Source organism: Pseudomonas sp. AC247, from assembly GCF_979258015.1.
The window spans coordinates 1357364-1375170 of the sequence record NZ_OZ409829.1; the positions used below are offsets into that span (position 1 = coordinate 1357364).

At 58.9% G+C, this 17807-nt stretch carries 18 protein-coding genes; 11 read left to right on the top strand and 7 right to left on the bottom strand.

All coding sequences use genetic code 11. The annotated features are described in order from the left end of the window. Positions 1-55: 55 nt before the first annotated feature. The 3 genes from ACZZ0B_RS06405 (at position 56) to ACZZ0B_RS06415 (ending at position 3305) form a co-directional block, all read left to right on the top strand. Positions 56-1306, top strand: coding sequence for a lipoprotein-releasing ABC transporter permease subunit (locus ACZZ0B_RS06405; protein ID WP_158828845.1), 1251 nt, complete (start codon positions 56-58; stop codon positions 1304-1306). Further along, positions 1299-1997 (top strand): lipoprotein-releasing ABC transporter ATP-binding protein LolD, encoded by a 699-nt coding sequence (lolD, locus tag ACZZ0B_RS06410; RefSeq protein WP_008087731.1) that lies wholly within the window; start codon positions 1299-1301, stop codon positions 1995-1997. Before ACZZ0B_RS06405 ends, lolD begins: the two co-directional genes overlap by 8 nt. Positions 1998-2060: 63 nt before the next feature. Then, complete coding sequence (locus tag ACZZ0B_RS06415; RefSeq protein ID WP_463544628.1) at positions 2061-3305, top strand: lipoprotein-releasing ABC transporter permease subunit; 1245 nt, start codon at positions 2061-2063, stop codon at positions 3303-3305. Between the two features lie 119 nt (positions 3306-3424). Here the strand turns inward: ACZZ0B_RS06415 and ACZZ0B_RS06420 are convergent, their stop codons facing one another. After that, positions 3425-4771, bottom strand: a complete 1347-nt coding sequence (locus ACZZ0B_RS06420; RefSeq protein WP_463544629.1) for a heavy metal sensor histidine kinase — start codon at positions 4769-4771, stop codon at positions 3425-3427. Further along, a complete protein-coding gene (locus tag ACZZ0B_RS06425) occupies positions 4771-5451 on the bottom strand; it encodes a heavy metal response regulator transcription factor (RefSeq protein WP_158828851.1) in 681 nt (226 codons plus the stop codon). Before ACZZ0B_RS06425 ends, ACZZ0B_RS06420 begins: the two co-directional genes overlap by 1 nt. Positions 5452-5614: 163 nt before the next feature. Here ACZZ0B_RS06425 and copI point away from each other — a divergent pair, with 163 nt between their 5' ends. Together copI and queF are read left to right on the top strand one after the other, a co-directional pair. Then, positions 5615-6142 carry a copper-resistant cuproprotein CopI gene (gene copI, locus ACZZ0B_RS06430; protein WP_008087724.1) on the top strand — a complete coding sequence of 176 codons (528 nt, stop codon included), beginning with the start codon at positions 5615-5617 and terminating at the stop codon, positions 6140-6142. Positions 6143-6203: 61 nt separating this feature from the next. After that, positions 6204-7034, top strand: a complete 831-nt coding sequence (gene queF / locus ACZZ0B_RS06435) for an NADPH-dependent 7-cyano-7-deazaguanine reductase QueF (RefSeq protein ID WP_463544630.1) — start codon at positions 6204-6206, stop codon at positions 7032-7034. A gap of 173 nt (positions 7035-7207) precedes the next feature. On the opposite strand, the gene ACZZ0B_RS06440 is transcribed toward queF, so the two are convergent. Together ACZZ0B_RS06440 and ACZZ0B_RS06445 are read right to left on the bottom strand one after the other, a co-directional pair. Beyond that, positions 7208-7471 carry a DUF4404 family protein gene (locus tag ACZZ0B_RS06440; RefSeq protein ID WP_008087721.1) on the bottom strand — a complete coding sequence of 88 codons (264 nt, stop codon included), beginning with the start codon at positions 7469-7471 and terminating at the stop codon, positions 7208-7210. Between the two features lie 108 nt (positions 7472-7579). Beyond that, on the bottom strand, positions 7580-8200 hold the full coding sequence (locus ACZZ0B_RS06445) for an HAD family phosphatase (protein ID WP_463544631.1): 621 nt from the start codon (positions 8198-8200) through the stop codon (positions 7580-7582). 184 nt (positions 8201-8384) lie between these two features. Here ACZZ0B_RS06445 and ACZZ0B_RS06450 point away from each other — a divergent pair, with 184 nt between their 5' ends. Next, positions 8385-9074 (top strand): MlaA family lipoprotein, encoded by a 690-nt coding sequence (locus tag ACZZ0B_RS06450; protein WP_158828858.1) that lies wholly within the window; start codon positions 8385-8387, stop codon positions 9072-9074. Between the two features lie 51 nt (positions 9075-9125). Here ACZZ0B_RS06450 and ACZZ0B_RS06455 read toward each other — a convergent pair whose 3' ends face one another. Next, positions 9126-9425 (bottom strand): PilZ domain-containing protein, encoded by a 300-nt coding sequence (locus ACZZ0B_RS06455; protein ID WP_008087716.1) that lies wholly within the window; start codon positions 9423-9425, stop codon positions 9126-9128. A gap of 275 nt (positions 9426-9700) precedes the next feature. Here ACZZ0B_RS06455 and rssB point away from each other — a divergent pair, with 275 nt between their 5' ends. Continuing rightward, positions 9701-10882 (top strand): two-component system response regulator RssB, encoded by a 1182-nt coding sequence (gene rssB / locus ACZZ0B_RS06460; RefSeq protein ID WP_045123320.1) that lies wholly within the window; start codon positions 9701-9703, stop codon positions 10880-10882. After that, complete coding sequence (gene rssC, locus ACZZ0B_RS06465) at positions 10882-11364, top strand: anti-sigma factor antagonist RssC (RefSeq protein ID WP_003226553.1); 483 nt, start codon at positions 10882-10884, stop codon at positions 11362-11364. The genes rssB and rssC overlap by 1 nt, the downstream gene beginning before the upstream one ends. Positions 11365-11581: 217 nt before the next feature. Here the strand turns inward: rssC and tal are convergent, their stop codons facing one another. Together tal and ACZZ0B_RS06475 are read right to left on the bottom strand one after the other, a co-directional pair. Continuing rightward, on the bottom strand, positions 11582-12508 hold the full coding sequence (tal, locus tag ACZZ0B_RS06470; protein ID WP_008087712.1) for a transaldolase: 927 nt from the start codon (positions 12506-12508) through the stop codon (positions 11582-11584). Positions 12509-12709: 201 nt separating this feature from the next. Then, a complete protein-coding gene (locus ACZZ0B_RS06475) occupies positions 12710-13672 on the bottom strand; it encodes a glycoside hydrolase family 5 protein (RefSeq protein WP_158828860.1) in 963 nt (320 codons plus the stop codon). Between the two features lie 293 nt (positions 13673-13965). On the opposite strand from ACZZ0B_RS06475, the gene ACZZ0B_RS06480 reads away from it, so the two are divergent. From ACZZ0B_RS06480 to ACZZ0B_RS06490, 3 genes are read left to right on the top strand one after another with little or no spacing between them, the layout of a single operon-like run. Continuing rightward, positions 13966-14406, top strand: coding sequence for a low molecular weight protein-tyrosine-phosphatase (locus ACZZ0B_RS06480; protein ID WP_158828862.1), 441 nt, complete (start codon positions 13966-13968; stop codon positions 14404-14406). 39 nt (positions 14407-14445) lie between these two features. After that, positions 14446-16671, top strand: a complete 2226-nt coding sequence (locus ACZZ0B_RS06485) for a polysaccharide biosynthesis tyrosine autokinase (RefSeq protein ID WP_463544632.1) — start codon at positions 14446-14448, stop codon at positions 16669-16671. Positions 16672-16711: 40 nt separating this feature from the next. Then, positions 16712-17794, top strand: a complete 1083-nt coding sequence (locus ACZZ0B_RS06490; protein WP_463544633.1) for a glycosyltransferase family 4 protein — start codon at positions 16712-16714, stop codon at positions 17792-17794. Positions 17795-17807 lie beyond the last annotated feature (13 nt).

The following is a 17807-nucleotide window of genomic DNA, read 5'->3' on the forward strand; positions in this document are numbered from 1 at the left end:
TGGTTATCGACCCCCGCCACAAGGACGTTCCTTTTCCCTCCGAACAAGCCCCGACATGTTCAGACCTCTCTTCGTATTTATCGGCACGCGTTATACCCGTGCAAAGCGTCGCAATCATTTTGTGTCATTCATTTCCCTGACTTCGATGATCGGGCTCGCCCTTGGCGTGGTCGTGATGATCGTCGTGCTGTCGGTGATGAATGGCTTCGATCATGAGATGCGCACCCGCGTGCTGGGCATGGTGCCCCACGCGACCATTGAATCCACCGAGCCGATCAACGATTGGCAAAGCCTGGCCACCAAGGTCAAGCAGAACCCGCAGGTGACGGCCGTTGCGCCGTTCACCCAGATGCAGGGTCTGCTGACCAATAACGGCCAAGTCTCCAAGGTGTTGCTCAATGCCATCGACCCTGCGCTCGAGCGCAACGTGTCGATCATCGACAACTTCATGAAGCAGGGCAAACTCGACGATTTGACGCCGGGCAGTTTTGGCATCGTCATTGGCGACAAGGCCGCGACCAAGCTGGGCGTGGGCATCGGTGACAAGATCACCTTCGTCGCGCCGGAGGTCAGCGTGACCCCGGCCGGGATGTTCCCGCGCATGAAACGCTTTACCGTGGTCGGCATTTTCCATGTTGGCGCCGGTGAGCTGGACGGCTATCTGGGCGTCACTAACCTGCAGGATCTGGCGAAGATGCACCGCTGGAAACCGGATCAGGTACAGGGCATCCGCCTGAAGTTCGACGACCTGTTCCAGGCGCCGCGTGTGGCATGGAACATCGCCCAGCAGCTTGGCGAAGACCATTACTACGCCCGCGACTGGACCCGTACCCACGGCAATCTGTATCAGGCGATCCGCATGGAAAAAGCCATGATCGGCCTGCTGTTGCTGCTGATCGTCGCCGTTGCCGCGTTCAACATTATTTCCACGTTGGTGATGGTGGTGAATGACAAGAAGGGCGATATCGCCATTCTGCGCACCTTGGGCGCGACGCCGGGCACGATCATGCGCACGTTCATGGTGCAAGGCACGGTGATCGGTGTGGTCGGTACAGCGATTGGTGCGGTGGTCGGTATTTTCGCTGCGCTTAACGTCAGCGCCGCGATCTCGGCACTGGAAGGCCTGATCGGCCATAAATTCCTTAATGCTGACGTGTATTTCATTGATTATCTTCCGTCGCAGGTGCAGAGCCAGGATGTCGTCATGGTCTGCGCCGCGGCGTTGGTTCTGAGTTTCCTCGCCACCCTGTATCCCGCCTGGCGTGCCGCGCGCACCCAGCCGGCGGAGGCGCTACGTTATGAGTGAGTCGGGCATGAGTGAACAAGCAATCTTGAGCTGCCGCAACCTGGGCAAATCCTACGAGGAAGGCCCGGAGTCGGTCGAAGTGCTGGCCGGCCTGCAACTGGAGTTGCACCCGGGCGAGCGTGTGGCGATTGTCGGCACCTCAGGTTCGGGCAAAAGTACTTTGCTCAACCTGCTCGGTGGCCTGGACACGCCGACCAAGGGCAGCGTCTGGCTCGACGGTGAAGAACTGTCGGCGCTGAGCGAGAAGAAGCGCGGCCTGCTGCGCAACCGTGCACTTGGTTTCGTTTACCAGTTCCACCACTTGCTGCCGGAATTCACCGCGCTGGAAAACGTCTGCATGCCGCTGCTGATCGGCAAGACGCCGATCCCGGAAGCGCGTCAGCGTGCGACCGCTTTGCTGGAGCGCGTCGGCCTCGGTCATCGCCTGGAGCACAAACCCTCGGAACTGTCCGGTGGTGAGCGTCAGCGTGTCGCCATCGCTCGCGCTCTGGTGAACAAGCCAGGCCTGGTGATGCTCGACGAGCCGACCGGCAACCTCGACTCCCACACCGCCCAGGGCATTCAGGATTTGATGCTGGAACTCAGCACCTCGATGCGCACCGCGTTTCTGGTGGTGACTCACGACATGAACCTGGCCCGCCAGATGGATCGCGTACTGCACCTGCAAGAAGGTCGCCTCACGCCTATCTGATTGGCTGAAACCCGACGCCGGAAACGGCGTCGGGTCTTTTATTTTTATACGGTGCCCCAGCGAATGTTCAGACCGTTATCGATCTTTATCGGCACGCGCTATACCCGCGCCAAGCGCCGCAATCGCTTTGTTTCGTTCATTTCGATGACCTCGATGATCGGCCTCGCCCTCGGCGTGCTGGCGATGATCGTGGTGTTGTCGGTGATGAACGGCTTCCAGCGCGAAATGAGCTCGCGCATCCTCGGCATGGTGCCGCACGCGACCATCGTTGGCGTCAAGCCGATCGATGACTGGCAGCCCGTCGCCGCCGCTGCGATGAAAAATCCTGAAGTGACTGCCGCTGTGCCATTCACCGAAATGGAAGGCATGCTTTCCTACAAGGGTTTGATGCAGCCGATTCAGATCAGCGGCGTTGATCCGGCGCAAGAAGGCAAGGTCTCGATTGTTGCCCAGCACATCGTGCAGGGCCGTCTTGATGCCTTGAAACCGGGTGAGTTCGGTGTGGTGATTGGTGAAATCACTGCACGACGTTTCCGCCTCAACGTCGGCGACAAGATCACCCTGATCGTCCCGGAAGTCAGCACTGCACCGGGTGGCATCACCCCGCGCATGCAACGGCTGAACGTGGTGGGTGTGTTCAAGGTTGGCGCTGAACTGGACGGCTCGATGGGCCTGATCCATGTCGCCGATGCCGCGACCATGCAGCACTGGGAACCGAATCAGGTGCAGAGCGTGCGTCTGGCGGTCAAAGACCTGTACGCCGCACCGAAAGTCTCCACGGACATCGCCGCCAGTCTCGGCGCCGAGTTCAAGGCTGACGACTGGACGCACACTCAGGGCAGTCTGTTCAGCGCGATGAAAATGGAAAAAACCATGATCGGCCTGCTGTTGCTGATGATTGTCGCGGTGGCGGCGTTCAACATCATCGCGACGTTGATCATGGTGGTGAACGACAAGGGCGCGGACATCGCGATCCTGCGTACCATCGGCGCCACGCCACGGCAGATCATGGCGATCTTCATGGTGCAGGGCACAGTAATCGGCATTGTCGGCACCATTATTGGCGGCGTATTGGGTGTGATTGCCGCGCTGAATGTCAGCCAGATCGTCGGCTGGATCGAGCGAGTCAGCGGCCAGCACATCTTCAGTTCAGACGTGTATTTCGTCAGCAATCTGCCGTCGGAATTGCAGGCGGGGGATGTGCTGTTGATCTGCTCGGCGGGTTTCATTCTGAGCTTTCTGGCGACGGTGTATCCGGCGTGGCGAGCGGCGAAGATCGAGCCGGCTCACGCCCTGAGATATTCGTAAGCCACTCCATGCTCGTTCCCACGCTCTGCGTGGGAATGCCTCAACGAACGCTCCGCGTTCGGCTTTGGAAGGGACGCGGAGCGTCCCGGGCTGCATTCCCACGCAGAGCGTGGGAATGATCAGGTTCGAGGCAACTCAATCACAAACCGCGTCCACCCCGTCTCGGATTCGCAATGAATCTGCCCCCCATGCGCGCGGACGATCGACTGCGTAATCGCCAGCCCCAATCCGGCATGCTCACTGCTGCCTTCCTGCCGCGCCGGATCGGCCCGATAAAACCGGTCAAACAGTCGTGGCAACAACTCAGCTGCAATCCCGTCGCCGCTGTTCTCCACGTAAACCCGCACAGCGCTCGATTGATCAACGATCCGCACATTCACTCCGCCGTCAGCCGGGGTAAACCGCAACGCGTTATCCAGTAAGTTCGATAAGGCTCGCCGCAACATACTGCGGTCACCGTCGATCCGCGCATGACCTTCGCGCGTCAGACTGACCCCGGCGTCCTCCGCCAGCGGTGCGAAAAACTCCAGCAACACATCCGCCTCATCCGCCAGCTCCAGCGGTTCGCGTTTGGGCATCAGCAAACCGTGGTCAGCCTTGGCCAGATACAGCATGTCATTGACCAGTTGCGCCATCCATTGCAGCTCTTCGAGATTGCTGTGCAGCGCTTCGCGGTAATCCTCGATCGGCCGTGGGCGGGTGAGGGTGACTTGCGTGTGGGTCAGCAGGTTCGACAGCGGTGTGCGCAGCTCATGGGCGATGTCGGCCGAGAACGCCGAGAGCCGCTGAAACGAGTCGTCGAGGCGGGCGAGCATGGCGTTGAAGCTGTGGGCCATTTCCGCAAGCTCGGGAGGAATTTGCGCTTCTGGCAGTCGGGCGTTGAGCGAGTGTGCGGAAATCCCGCGAGCCACCGCGCTCATGCGCCGCAATGGCTGCAAACCACTGCGGGCAGCCCATGCGCCGAGCAGCGCCGTAGCCAGTGCCGAGAGACCGACGGTCAGCCAGATCAAGTGCTGCATGCGCTGCAGAAAGTGCTGGTGATGGGTGATGTCGAGCAACAGGGTCAGTTGCGGCGAATCAGTTTTGTCCGGGTAGAGCGGGGCGTTGAGCACCCGATAATCGGTGCCGGCGCTGCTGATTGTCGACAGACCGGGTGGTGGCGGTAAATCCTTGGGGATCAGCGTCGAGCTGTCATACCAGCGTTGGCCGTCACCGCCGGTGATCCTCAGCGACAAGTCGGCCTGACGGCTGAGCTCATCGGCCAGCCGCGCGGCACTTTCCGCGGGCCGCACATTTTGCAGGGCGCGGCGCAGGCCGATCAGTTTGGCATCCAGTTGTTGCTGGTCGAGCTCGATGAAGTGCGCCTCGCTGGCGCGGTTGAACAACACGCCGGCGAACAGCGAAACCACGGCGGTGCAAGCGGCAAACAATAACGCCAGACGTGAACTCAGGGACAAGCGGCGCATCAGGCACAACGCTCTTCAAGCACGTAACCCATGCCGCGCACGGTGTGGATCAGTTTGTTGGGGAATTCGTCGTCGATCTTCAGGCGCAAGCGGCGGATCGCCACTTCGATGACATTGGTGTCGCTGTCGAAATTCATGTCCCAGACCTGCGAGGCGATCAGCGATTTCGGCAGCACTTCCCCCTGGCGACGCAGGAGCATCTCCAACAGGGCGAATTCCTTGGCGGTCAGGTCGATGCGCTGGCCACTGCGTTCAACCCGACGGCGGATCAGGTCCAGGCGCAGATCCGCCAGTTGCAGACTGGTTTCCTGCGGTGTGGCGCTGCCGCGACGCAACAGGCTGCGCACTCGTGCCAGCAGTTCAGAGAAGGCGAAAGGTTTCACCAGATAATCGTCGGCACCCAGCTCAAGGCCATGAACCCTGTCTTCCACGGCGTCTTTGGCCGTCAGAAAAAGTACCGGCGTATCCAGCCCGGCACTGCGCACTGTTTGCAGAATCTGCCAGCCGTTGCGCCCGGGCAGCATCACGTCGAGGATCAGCAGCGCATAATCACCGCTCAGTGCCAATTGCTGACCGCTGTTGCCGTCGGCCACCCATTCGGTGTTGAAGCCGGCCTCGGTCAGACCCTGGTGCAAGTATTGGCCGGTTTTCGCTTGGTCTTCGACGATCAGCAGTTTCATGGGCGACTCAGTGGATTCGGGGTGCAGAAATGAAAGCGTTATACCTTGCGGGCACGCGACAAACGCCAACCTGACAAAGTTGTAATCTGTCGGTCAGGTAGATGCCAGCTCAGGCCCGCTAGAGTTTCCCACAGGCTGAACCTTATCTTGTTGGAGAACGACCATGTTTTTACGCCAATCCCTTGCCTTGTGTTTGTTGGCGCTGAGTTCGCCAGTGTGGGCCGCGCCAGCCCATACCTATGATTTCGGCCAGCCGGCGCCCGCAGCCCAAGCCACGCGCAGTGTTGAAGTGGTGCTGAATGACATGTCGTTCGATCCCAAGGCAATTGAGGTCAAGGCCGGTGAGACAGTTCGCTTTGTGCTGGTGAATAAAGGCCAGTTACTGCACGAATTCAACCTCGGTGACGCGGCGATGCATGCCAAGCATCAGCAGGAAATGTTGCAGATGCAGCAAAGCGGCATGCTCACGCCTACCGGCATGAAAGAAATGTCCCACGACATGGCCGGCATGGATCACGCAGCGATGGGCCATGGCATGAAGCATGACGACCCGAACAGCGTGCTGGTCGAGCCGGGCAAGACTGCCGAACTGACCTGGACCTTCAGCAAGGCAACGAGCCTGGAGTTCGCCTGCAATATTCCCGGCCATTACCAGGCGGGCATGGTCGGCAAATTGACTGTCAGTCAGTAAGCACTCAAAGGCACGCGCAAAGGCTGGTAGAATCCGCTGATTCTTCAGTCAGGTTTCCGCCATGCATCCCGCAGCCGAACACTCGCCGCTGGGCAAATCCAGCGAATACATCGCCACGTACACGCCGTCCCTGCTGTTCCCGATTCCGCGCGCCGCGAAATGGGCCGAGTTGGGTCTGACCGCCGAAACCCTGCCGTATAAAGGCGTGGATTTCTGGAACTGCTTCGAGTTGTCGTGGCTGTTGCCGTCCGGCAAACCGGTGGTCGCGATCGGCGAATTCAGCATCCCGGCGGATTCGCCGAACATCATCGAGTCGAAGTCGTTCAAGCTGTATTTGAACTCGTTGAACCAGACGCCGTTTGCCGACGTTGCGACGCTGGAAGCAACGCTGGTCAAGGACCTGTCAGCCGCTGCCGGCAAACCGGTTGGCGTGCGCGTGCGTAGCCTGAAGGATGTTGAGGCGGAAGGCGTTGTGGCGTTGCCGGGCGTGTGCATCGATGATCTGGATATCAGCGTCAGCAACTATGAACATCCGCGCCCGGAACTGCTGCGTTGCGATGACTCGCGAATTGTCGAAGAGACGGTACACAGCCATCTGCTCAAATCCAACTGCCCGGTGACCAGTCAGCCGGACTGGGGCACGGTGGTGGTGGAGTATCGTGGTTCAGCGCTGGATCATGCGAGCTTGCTGGAATACATCGTCAGCTTCCGCCAGCATTCGGACTTCCATGAGCAGTGTGTGGAGCGGATTTTCCTTGATCTGCAGCGGCTGCTGAAACCTGAGAAGCTCACGGTGTTTGCACGCTACGTGCGTCGCGGTGGTCTGGACATCAACCCGTATCGCAGCACTGAAAACGTGCAGTTGCCGAACCATCGGTTGGTGCGTCAATAAAGATCAACTGTAGGAGTGAGCCTGCTCGCGATAGCGGTGTGTCAGCAGACGATGATGTTAACTGACACACCGCTATCGCGAGCAGGCTCACTCCTACAGGGGAATGCATTGCCAAAGTTGAAATGAAAAAGCCCTGCCAGTGATGGCAGGGCTTTTTTGTGGCTCAGGGAATCTCAGATCCCCATGCTGCCCAGCGCGTTGACGATATTGCGCAGGGTGCCGGCAATCGCCGGGTGTTCGAGTTCAAAGCGATCAACCGCCAGGTTCACGCCGTCGGCGATGCTCGCATCTTGCGTGGCGGTTTCCAGTTTTATTTCCGATTCGATCTGCGCCATCAGCGCATGCAGGTCTTCGCGTTCAGCTTCCGACAGCGGTGGATTCTGCTCCAGCTGCTCGCGCAGGGTATCGAGCTGTTTCTGCAGTTCTTGGGCGGGCATGGTGTTTTCCTTTTATCGAGAGGCACTGGCATTGACCGCAGCCGCGCGCCAAAGGTCTATGGCTGACCTTTAGATTAATCCACTCGCGTCAAACGTGCATGATCCCGATCAGGGCTTTTCGCCTTTGAACCGGCGCAGGCTGATGTCTGCCAGGCAGGTGTCGAGCTCGCCAAGATGATCGATCACCGAGTGCACGCCGAGCCCGAACAGTTGCACGGTGGCTTTGCCGCGCAATTGCTCGCGTTGTTTTTGCGCCAGGGCGTGCCATTCACTCGGCGCCAGGCCGCACAGCGAACCGCAGGACGCCAGGCCGATGGTCCACAGCCCGGCATTCAGGCCGGCCTGGAGCAATCGCGGCTCGCCGCTGACCAGCACGCAGCCGTCCAGACGATCGACATTCAACCCCATCAATGCTTGCCAGCAAGCGTTGGGAGCAGGCCATGGATTGTTTGTTGCGGAATGTTGCGATGGCTTCACCCACGTCGGCAAGGCAGCCGACAGCGGCAGGGCGAGGGCCGAAGGCAATTCATCCATCCAGGCACACGGAATTCGCTGGCGTTGCAGGCTGTGCAGACTCTCCAATGCGCCGGGAGTGGCTTCGGCGTGTTCAGGCAAGACGCTGGTGAGCTGTCGTGTACGGGCGCCGAAATCCACCAGGCAACCGCTGAGTCCGAACAACACGGCAGTCAGGCTGGGCACGGCGAGGGGCAAGGATTCGGCCTGTGACATGGAAACGTCCCTGAAATAGCGTCAAGGCTAGGGACGGTCAGTGACAGTTGGATGACAGGCCTGCGGGAAACGTCCTACAGACGAAATTCAGGTGGACTGCCCAAAACGCCGTTTGCGCTTATACTGTCGCCCTTGAACCGTGGGCCCCGTCGCCTGCGACAGTACAAATCCAAGGAGTTTTTCTATGCGCTGGAGCAATCCGCTCGCTCAGCTAAGTGTATGTGCCGGCTTGTTGCTGGCTCCGTTCGCCACTCAGGCCGCAACGGAAGAAGACCCTTGGGAAAGCGTCAACCGTCCGATCTTCCAGTTCAACGACTTCGTCGACACCTACGCCCTGAAACCGCTGGCGCAGGGTTATGAGTTCGTGACGCCGCAGTTCCTCGAAGACGGCATCCACAACATGTTCCGCAACGTCGGTGATGTCACCAACCTGGCCAACAACATTCTGCAGGCCAAACCGGCTGCGGCTGGCGTCGACACTGCACGCCTGATCTTCAACACCACGTTCGGCCTGCTCGGCTTCTTCGACGTCGGCACCCAAATGGGCCTGAACCGCAGCGACGAAGACTTTGGCCAGACCCTCGGCTACTGGGGCGTCGGCAGCGGTCCATACGTGATGCTGCCACTGATGGGGCCAAGCACCCTGCGTGACGCGCCTTCCAAGTATGTCGACAGCTACACCGGTATGTACCGCTACATCAACGATGTGCCGGTGCGTAACTCGATCTTCGGCCTGAACATCGTCGACACCCGCGCCAGCCTGCTGTCGAGCGAGAAGCTGATCAGCGGCGACAAATACACCTTCATCCGCAACGCTTACTTGCAGAACCGCGAGTTCAAAGTGAAGGATGGCCAGGTCGAAGACGATTTTTAATCTCGACCGGTAAAAGGAAGGCGACCTCAGGGTCGCCTTTTTTGTGTGCAGCTATTTCATCTCCAGGATGGTCAGGCCGAGCTTCTGGCCGCCGCCATCCTGTGACCGGACCCAGACCACTTCGGTCTCGGCTTCAAGCCCGCTGAGCGCCGCGTGATCGGAGTCGATCCGCACACTCAAGCGATCACCGACCGCGAACTGGCGTGGCGCTTCGACCTGCATGCCGCTGCTGGAGAGATCGATGCACACCGCTGAAACCTCATCCCCTTGATGAATCAACACGACATCGGCATCGACCCGCATGCGGATGAAATCGCGCTTTTCGCTGTAGTCCCGACCGGTTTGACTCATGGCGTCGTCCTTCCATTGGGTTACGGTTTGAGCTGTTCTTATAACTCTCGGTGATTTGACAAGTAAAGTCGTCAAGCGACCATCGGCGCAAGCTTGAAACACCCCGCGGATGGGAGTACCGTCTGCGCCTTAGAAGGGCACCTCTGGTGCAACCGCGTTCACGGCCAATGCTCGAAAGCGGTGCAGCAGAGAGGCTAGAAAGCGAATCCAGTAGTCTGTGCAGGGCCAAATGCCTCGCCAACTACGCCAACCTAATTCTGGCGCCGTTTGCCCACATGCCAAAAACCAGTGCCACGCTGCTGATAATCGATGATGACGAAGTAGTGCGCGCGAGCCTCGCGGCCTATTTGGAAGACAGTGGTTTCAGCGTCCTGCAGGCCAGCAACGGCCAACAGGGTCTTCAGGTATTCGAGCAAGAACAGCCCGACTTGGTCATCTGCGATCTGCGCATGCCGCAGATGGGCGGTCTCGAACTCATCCGTCAGGTCACCGAGCTGTCACCGCAAACGCCGGTGATCGTGGTTTCGGGTGCCGGCGTGATGAACGACGCGGTCGAGGCCCTGCGCCTCGGCGCGGCGGATTACCTGATCAAGCCCCTCGAAGATCTGGCCGTGCTCGAGCACTCCGTGCGCCGGGCCCTGGATCGTGCGCGCCTGCTGCTGGAAAACCAGCGCTACCGCGAGAAGCTGGAAAAGGCCAACCGCGAGCTTGAGGCCAGCCTGAACCTGCTCCAGGAAGACCAGAACGCCGGTCGCCAGGTGCAGATGAACATGCTGCCGGAAAGCCCGTGGAGCATCGACGAGTTCAAGTTTGCCCACCAGATCATCCCGTCGTTGTACCTGTCGGGTGATTTTGTCGACTATTTCCGGGTCGACGAGCGCCGGGTTGCGTTCTACCTGGCAGATGTATCCGGTCATGGCGCCTCTTCAGCCTTCGTCACGGTGCTGCTGAAGTTCATGACCACGCGCTTGCTGTTCGAATCCAAGCGCAACGGCACCTTGCCGGAATTCAAGCCTTCGGAAGTCCTTGGTCATATCAACCGGGGGCTGATCAGTTGTAAGCTGGGTAAACACGTCACAATGGTCGGTGGAGTCATCGACGAGGAGACCGGTTTGTTGACCTATAGCATCGGCGGCCATCTGCCGTTGCCTGTGTTGTACACGCCTGACAGTGTTCGTTATCTGGAAGGACGCGGTCTGCCGGTGGGCCTCTTCAATGAAGCCACCTACGAAGACCACGTGCTTGAGCTGCCGCCGACGTTCAGCCTGACGCTGATGTCCGATGGCATTCTGGATCTTTTGCCAGAACCTACGCTCAAAGAAAAAGAAGCCGCTTTGCCTCAACGGGTGAAGTCGGCGGGCGGCAGCCTGGATGGTCTGCGGCAAGTGTTCGGATTGGCCACGCTAGGGGAGATGCCGGATGATATCGCCCTGTTGGTGTTGAGCAGGAATCTTTAATGAGTACCGGTAGAATCCAGTTCGCCGAGCAGGACGGCACCTTCGTCCTGAAGTTCGTCGGTGAAGTTCGCCTGACCCTGTGTTCGGCGTTGGATGCGACTATTGAGAAAATCTTCACCGCGCTGAATTTCAACGCGATCGTGATCGATTTGACCGAAACCCGCAGCATCGACAGCACGACGTTGGGCCTGTTGGCCAAGCTGTCGATCCTGTCGCGGCAGAAGGTCGGCCTGCTGCCGACTGTCGTCACCACCCACGAAGACATCACCCGTCTGTTGCAATCGATGGGGTTCGAGCAGGTGTTCAACATCGTCAACCACCCGGTGCCGTGCCCGGAGTGCCTGGACGACCTGCCGGATCAGGACCAGTCGGAAGAAGTGGTGCGGATCAAGGTGCTTGAAGCGCACAAGATCCTCATGGGCCTGAACGATTCCAATCGTGAAGCGTTCCATGACCTGGTCAATGCCCTGGAGCGGCATTGATGGCCTGAAATGGGGTAGGGGCTGCTGGCCCTCTATCGCGAGCAGGCTCACTCCTACAGGGTTCTTCACTAGCCACATAATCGCAATCACTCCACAGATCCCCTGTAGGAGTGAGCCTGCTCGCGATAGCTTCCGCAAGAACACCGAATATTTCCAGCAGCCACTAAAAAGGGCGAACCCTCACAGGTTCGCCCTTTTTGCATTTCAATAACTCAAATCACAGCTTGGCCTGCAACAGCGCCTCAAGCTTCTCCTGGTCGCGAGCAAACTGACGGATGCCCTCGGCCAGTTTCTCGGTGGCCATCGCGTCTTCGTTGGACAACCAGCGGAATTGCGCTTCATTGAGGCTCTGACGGGCTTCACCGGCGTGACCTGGGGCCAGTTTGCGCTCCAGTTTGCCGGTGTCCGCTGCCAACTTGTCGATCAGGTCCGGGCTGATGGTCAGGCGGTCGCAGCCGGCCAGTTGCTCGATCTGGTTGAGGTTACGGAAGCTGGCGCCCATGACCACGGTCTTGTAGTCATTGGCCTTGTAGTAGTTGTAGATGCGTGTCACCGACTGCACGCCCGGATCATCGGCGCCGGTGTAGTCGTTGCCGTTGGCCTTTTTGTACCAGTCGTAGATGCGGCCCACGAACGGCGAAATCAGGAATACGCCGGCGTCGGCGCAGGCAGCGGCCTGGGCGAAGGAGAACAGCAGGGTCAGGTTGGTCTGGATGCCTTCCTTCTCCAGCACTTCGGCGGCGCGGATGCCTTCCCAGGTCGAGGCGATCTTGATCAGTACGCGGTCGCGGCCAATGCCGGCCTTGTCGTACAGCTCGATCAGGCGATGCGCGCGTTTGAGCACGGCATCTTTATCAAACGACAGGCGCGCATCCACTTCGGTGGAGATGCGGCCCGGGATCACCTTGAGGATTTCCTGGCCGACGGCGACGCCAAAACGGTCGCTGGCCAGGCCGACATCGCCCTTGCAGTCGCTGACGCAGGCATTCAGCAGCTCGGCGTACGCCGGAATGGCCGCCGCCTTGAGCAGCAGGGAAGGGTTGGTGGTGGCGTCGACCGGCTTGACCCGGGCGATCGCTTCGAAGTCGCCAGTATCGGCAACAACGGTGGTGAACTGTTTGAGTTGTTCCAGCTTGGAAGTCATGGGCGTGCTCTGTCCTATGGGTCTGATGACATTACCCGAGCGCTGACAGCCACTCAAGGGTACATATGTGTATCGATGGCCCCTGTGGCAACAACCTGAGGACGATTGTTTGAAAGGTGGGGCGCGCTATCGATGAATACGATGCCAAAACAGCCAACAGGTTCAAAGCAACCGACCTGTGAACAGGTCGGCTGCACAGGCCTACTCGGCCTTCAACAAGGCTTCGATCGACATTCGCGCCGGTTTCGGCTGACCGTCCGAGGTCAGCAAGCCAAAGTTTTTCTCTCGCTCATTACTGCCGGAGTCGCTGTTCTTCCATTCATAGATGGAGGTCAGCGGGATCTTGAGTTTTTTAACGTCGCCGATGAACGCGTTGATCTTGCTCGCCTGTCCTTCGGCACCGCCGTTGGAAGGTAGCGCCGAGATCCCCCATTCACTGATCACGCCCGGTAAATGAAAGTTTTGCTGGATAAACGCCTGCGCGTTGCTGATCTGCGTGGCGGTCATGCCGTAGGGATGATAGGACACGGCGCTCAGGCATTTCGGGTATTCACTGACGATGCGGTTTAGCGCCACGGTTGAGGCCGAGCCTGCGGTCGGGGGCCGGGCGAAGCCGTAACCGACCACCGGTGTTGCTGGCGGTTTGCCTTGCAACGACTTGCACACGGCGCTCATGAACGGCACGAAGGTCGTGTCGAAATTTCGTGTCGGCCAGTAGGTCTCAAGATCCGGTTCGTTCCACAGTTCAATCGCCACCAATTGCGAACCGTAGGAGGTTTCCAGTCCTGTTACGGCTTTGGCAAATGCCTCGCCAGCGCCCGCCAGCTCAGCGGTGTTGTCCGGTGAGGCCGTCAACGGCTTGATCGCGCGCACGGTCAACAACACCGGCAGACCAGCCGATCCAGCCGCCGCAAACGCATCACTGACCTGTTTCTGATAAGCCTTGGCCGTCAGGCTGTCGCTCCACACGCCGAAGCGTACAAAACCAAAACCTGCCGATTTGATTTGCGCGGCGTCGGCGGCAGAGAAGTTTTGAATCTTCACCTGAACGCCGATGTTCTTGGCCGGAAGGTTGGGAAACGTTTCGCTCGCATGAACCTGAGTGGTAGCGCCCGCGATCATCAGCGCCAGCGCGCCGATTTTTTTGAGATGTTTGATTTTCATGTCTGCTCTCCCGAAGAGAAGTGACAACTACGAAGAATGATCTCGTTGCTCAATTTTCGAGTGAGGTGATGGCACTTAGTGCACGAATGTTATTTTTTGTCGGAAAACAAAGATCTGAAAATCACAGTTATTTTTAGTCCGCTAATTGTGGTTGGGGCGCTTTTAAACGCTGTGGTACTTAATGCTCCAGTACTAACAGGGCGAATCTATTTCTGAGTGCAGGAAGATCTTGAGGGTTCATTCAAATGCCCTCGGGATGTTGGCCGTTTGACATTACACAGGAAAGTAAAACCTTGTTCAGAAAGATCCTCGTTGTTTGCGTGGGCAATATTTGCCGAAGTCCTACGGCCGAACTGTTGCTGCGCAACGCGCTGGGCTCCTCGGCGATCACGGTGGCCTCCGCAGGCCTTGCCGCACGCGTGGGTGAGGGCGTCGAGCCTTCGGCCCGGCAGGTGCTCGAAGACCATGGGCACTGTGCCGAAGCCTTCAAGGCACGGCAACTGACATCGGACATCGTCAATGACTCAGACCTGATTCTGGTCATGGAAAAACAGCATGTAAATCAAGTACTGAAGATTGCCTCTCATGCGCGAGGCAAAGTGTTTCTGCTCGGCAAGTGGCAGAGTGAGCGCGAAATACAAGACCCGTATCGTCAAGGCAAGGCCGCTTTTATTCATGCTCATGCATTGATTGAAGATGCTGTTAGTTCATGGGCGCAGCGCCTCGGGCATTGATCAATATTCTTCAGAACAGTGAATGGTAAGAACAGACTTATGCAGTTACCGTCAGTAATCGGCACCCGTGACAATGATCAAGACAGTATTGATCTGCTCGGCATCTTCGGCAGCCTGATTGACCAGAAGTGGTTGATCGGCGCCCTGACCGGCGCCTTCATGGTCACCGGCGTGGCCTATGCGGTTTTGGCAACGCCGGTGTATCTGGCAAACGCGCTGGTGCAGGTGGAGCCGAAAAAGAACGACATGCTCGGTTTTTCCGACCTCAACAGCATGCTCGGCGGGCAGTCGCCGTCGGTGACCGAAATCGGCATCATCAAATCCCGCGCCGTCATCGGTAAAACCGTCGACGACCTGCGCCTGGACATCGACGTTACGCCCAACACCTTCCCGGTCATCGGTGGCTTTCTCGCCCGGCGTTATCGCGGTGAAACCGATACCAGCGTCGCCGCGCCGCGTTTCGGCCTGAGCAGCTATGCCTGGGGCGGTGAGCGTCTGGAGTTCGCCCGGCTCAATCTGCCCAAAGAACTGCTCGGCAAGAAACTCACCTTGGTCGCTGGCGAGCAACACCGCTTTCAGTTGTTCGATGACAACGACAATTTGCTGGCCGACGGCGTCGCCGGTGAAGCGTTCGCGCAGGACGGCGTAGAAGGGCAAATCAGCCAGTTGTTGGCCAACCCCGGCACGCGTTTCGAAGTGGTGCGCAACCCACGGATCGTGACCATTCAGGGCTATCAGGACGCGCTGGATATTTCCGAGCAGGGCAAGGAATCGGGGATTATCAAGCTGGCGCTCGCCAGCAGCGACGCCGCAGAAGCGGTGAAGATTCTCAACAAGATCGCGTCGCTGTACGTCGATCAGAACGTGCGCCGCACTTCGGCCGAAGCCGCGCAGAGCCTGGCCTTCCTGCAAAGCCAATTGCCGCAGGTCAAGCGTGATCTGGCCAAGGCCAGCGACGCGCTCAATGCCTACCAGACCCACGGCAAGACCGTGAATATCTCGCTGGAAACGCAATCGGTGCTCGGTCAGTCGGTGGCGCTGGAAACGCGGATCTCCGAGCTGAAAATGCAGCAGGCGGAGATGGATCGCAAGTTCACCAAACAGCACCCGGCCTATCGTGCATTGATGAGCCAACTCGGTGAACTGGTGCAGCAGCAGAAGTCGCTCGAAGGCAAGGTCGGTGACTTACCAGCCACGCAGCAAGAGTTGCTTAACCTGACCCGCGATGTCGAAGTCGCTTCGCAGATCTACACGCAACTGCTGAACAAATCCCAAGAGCTGGACATCATCCGCGCCGGTGCGGTCGGCAACGTGCGCCTGATCGACACCGCGGACGTCGACCTGACCAGCCCGGTCAAACCGAAAAAAGCCCTGATCGTGCTGATCGCGACATTCTTCGGTGCCTTTGTCGGCGTGGCCCTGGTGCTGCTGCGCAAATCCCTGAGCCGAGGCCTGGAAGGCCCGGAGGCCATCGAGCAACTCGGTTTGCCGGTGTACGCGTCGATTCCTTACAGCGCGTTACAGCAGGAAGAGGACAACAAAAAGGGGCGTGCCCGCGACGGCGTGGATAAGCCGGCGTACCTGCTGGCGCTGCGCAACCCGACCGATCTGTCGATCGAATCAATCCGTAGCCTGCGCACCTGCCTGCATTTCGCCGGGCTCGATTCGACCAACAACCGCATCATGATTTCCGGGCCGAGCCCGCAGGTCGGCAAGACTTTTGTTTCGTCCAACCTCGCGGCGGTCATGGCGCTGAGCGGCCAGCGCGTGGTGCTTATCGACGCCGACATGCGTAAAGGGCATCTGCACAAAACCCTCAACACGCCGATCACCAACGGTTTGTCCGACCTGCTGGTCAAGCGCTGCAGCATCGATCAGGCGATCAACAAAGTCGAAGTCGACAACCTGCACTTCATCAGTCGCGGGCAGGTGCCGCCCAATCCTTCCGAGCTGTTGATGCACGCCAACTTCCGCGACTTGCTCGCCGAGCTGAGCGAACGCTACGACCTGGTGATCATCGATACGCCGCCGCTGCTGGCGGTGACCGACGCAGCGATTGTCGGCCGTGAAGCGGGCATCAGCCTGATCGTCACGCGCTTCGGGGTGAACCCGGCCAAGGAGATCGAACTGACCATCCGCCGCTTCGCGCAGAACGGCATCGAGTTGAAAGGCGCGGTGTTCAACGGCGTCGAGAAGCGTGCCGCGAGCTACTACGGCAACGGTGGCTACGGCTACAGCTACGAATACGCGTCCGACAAATCCTGACTGTCAGCGACTGTTTTTTCCTGTTTGAAGTGGGTGATTTGTGAAAAAAATACTGCACGTGGCAGAGACGATCAAAGGTGGCGTCGCGACCGTGATCCGCACGATCTCGGATTCCCCCGAAGGCGATGCGGCGAACTACGAGCTGGTGTATCTGGTGCCGGAAGATCAGGCAAAAGAACTGCACGGCATTCAAGCGCAACAGATCCGCACGTTCCCGCGCACCGGGCGCAATGTGTCGTCGTTGCTGCGTTTCGCCTGGCGTCTGGGGCAAGTGCTGTTCAAGGAAAAACCCGATGTGGTGCATTTGCACAGCACCTTTTCCGGGGTGATCGGCCGTTGCGTGTGTGTGCTGTTGCGACCGTGGCGCAAGCCGAAAATCGTCTACTGCCCACACGCGTTTTCGTTCCTGATGGAAAGCTCGCCGATCAAGCAGAAAGTCTATGCGTGGATCGAGCGAGTGCTGCAGAAAGTCACCGACGTGATCATTTGCGTCAGCCAGTACGAACTCGACAAAGCCGCGCGGTTTGGCATCGAGCGCAAACGGATGAAGCTGATCTACAACGGCATTCATCACAAGGATGACGCGCCGAAAGCCGCGAGTCCCGAGCCGATTCATCTGTTGTTTGTCGGTCGTCTCGATTACCAGAAAGGCTTCGACGTGCTGCTCAAGGCCTTCGCCAAGGTGCAGCGCAATGACCTGAAACTGACGGTGGTCGGCAGCGCGGTCAACGAGGATTCGGTCGAGTGCCCGCCGATGGATTCGGTCGAATACCTGCCATGGGTCACGCCGAGCGAAGTGCAGGCGTTGTACCAGAAAGCCGATGCGCTGATCGTCCCGAGTCGCTGGGAAGGGTTTGCCATGGTGCCGCTGGAAGGCATGGCCATGGGGTTGCCGGTGATCGCGAGCAATTGCACCTCGCTGCCGGAACTGGTTACGCACGGCGTCTCGGGCTATGTCTTCCCGTCTGGTGATCACCAGGCGCTGGCCGATGTGCTGGCACAAATCCAGAAGCCGCGGTTGCTCGACCTCGGCAGCGAAGGGCGCAGCATCGTCCGCGAGCGCTTCAGCGCCGCGTTGATGATCCGCCAGACCTATGACGTGTATTGCGCTCCCACTTATTAAGTAGAACTCAGCT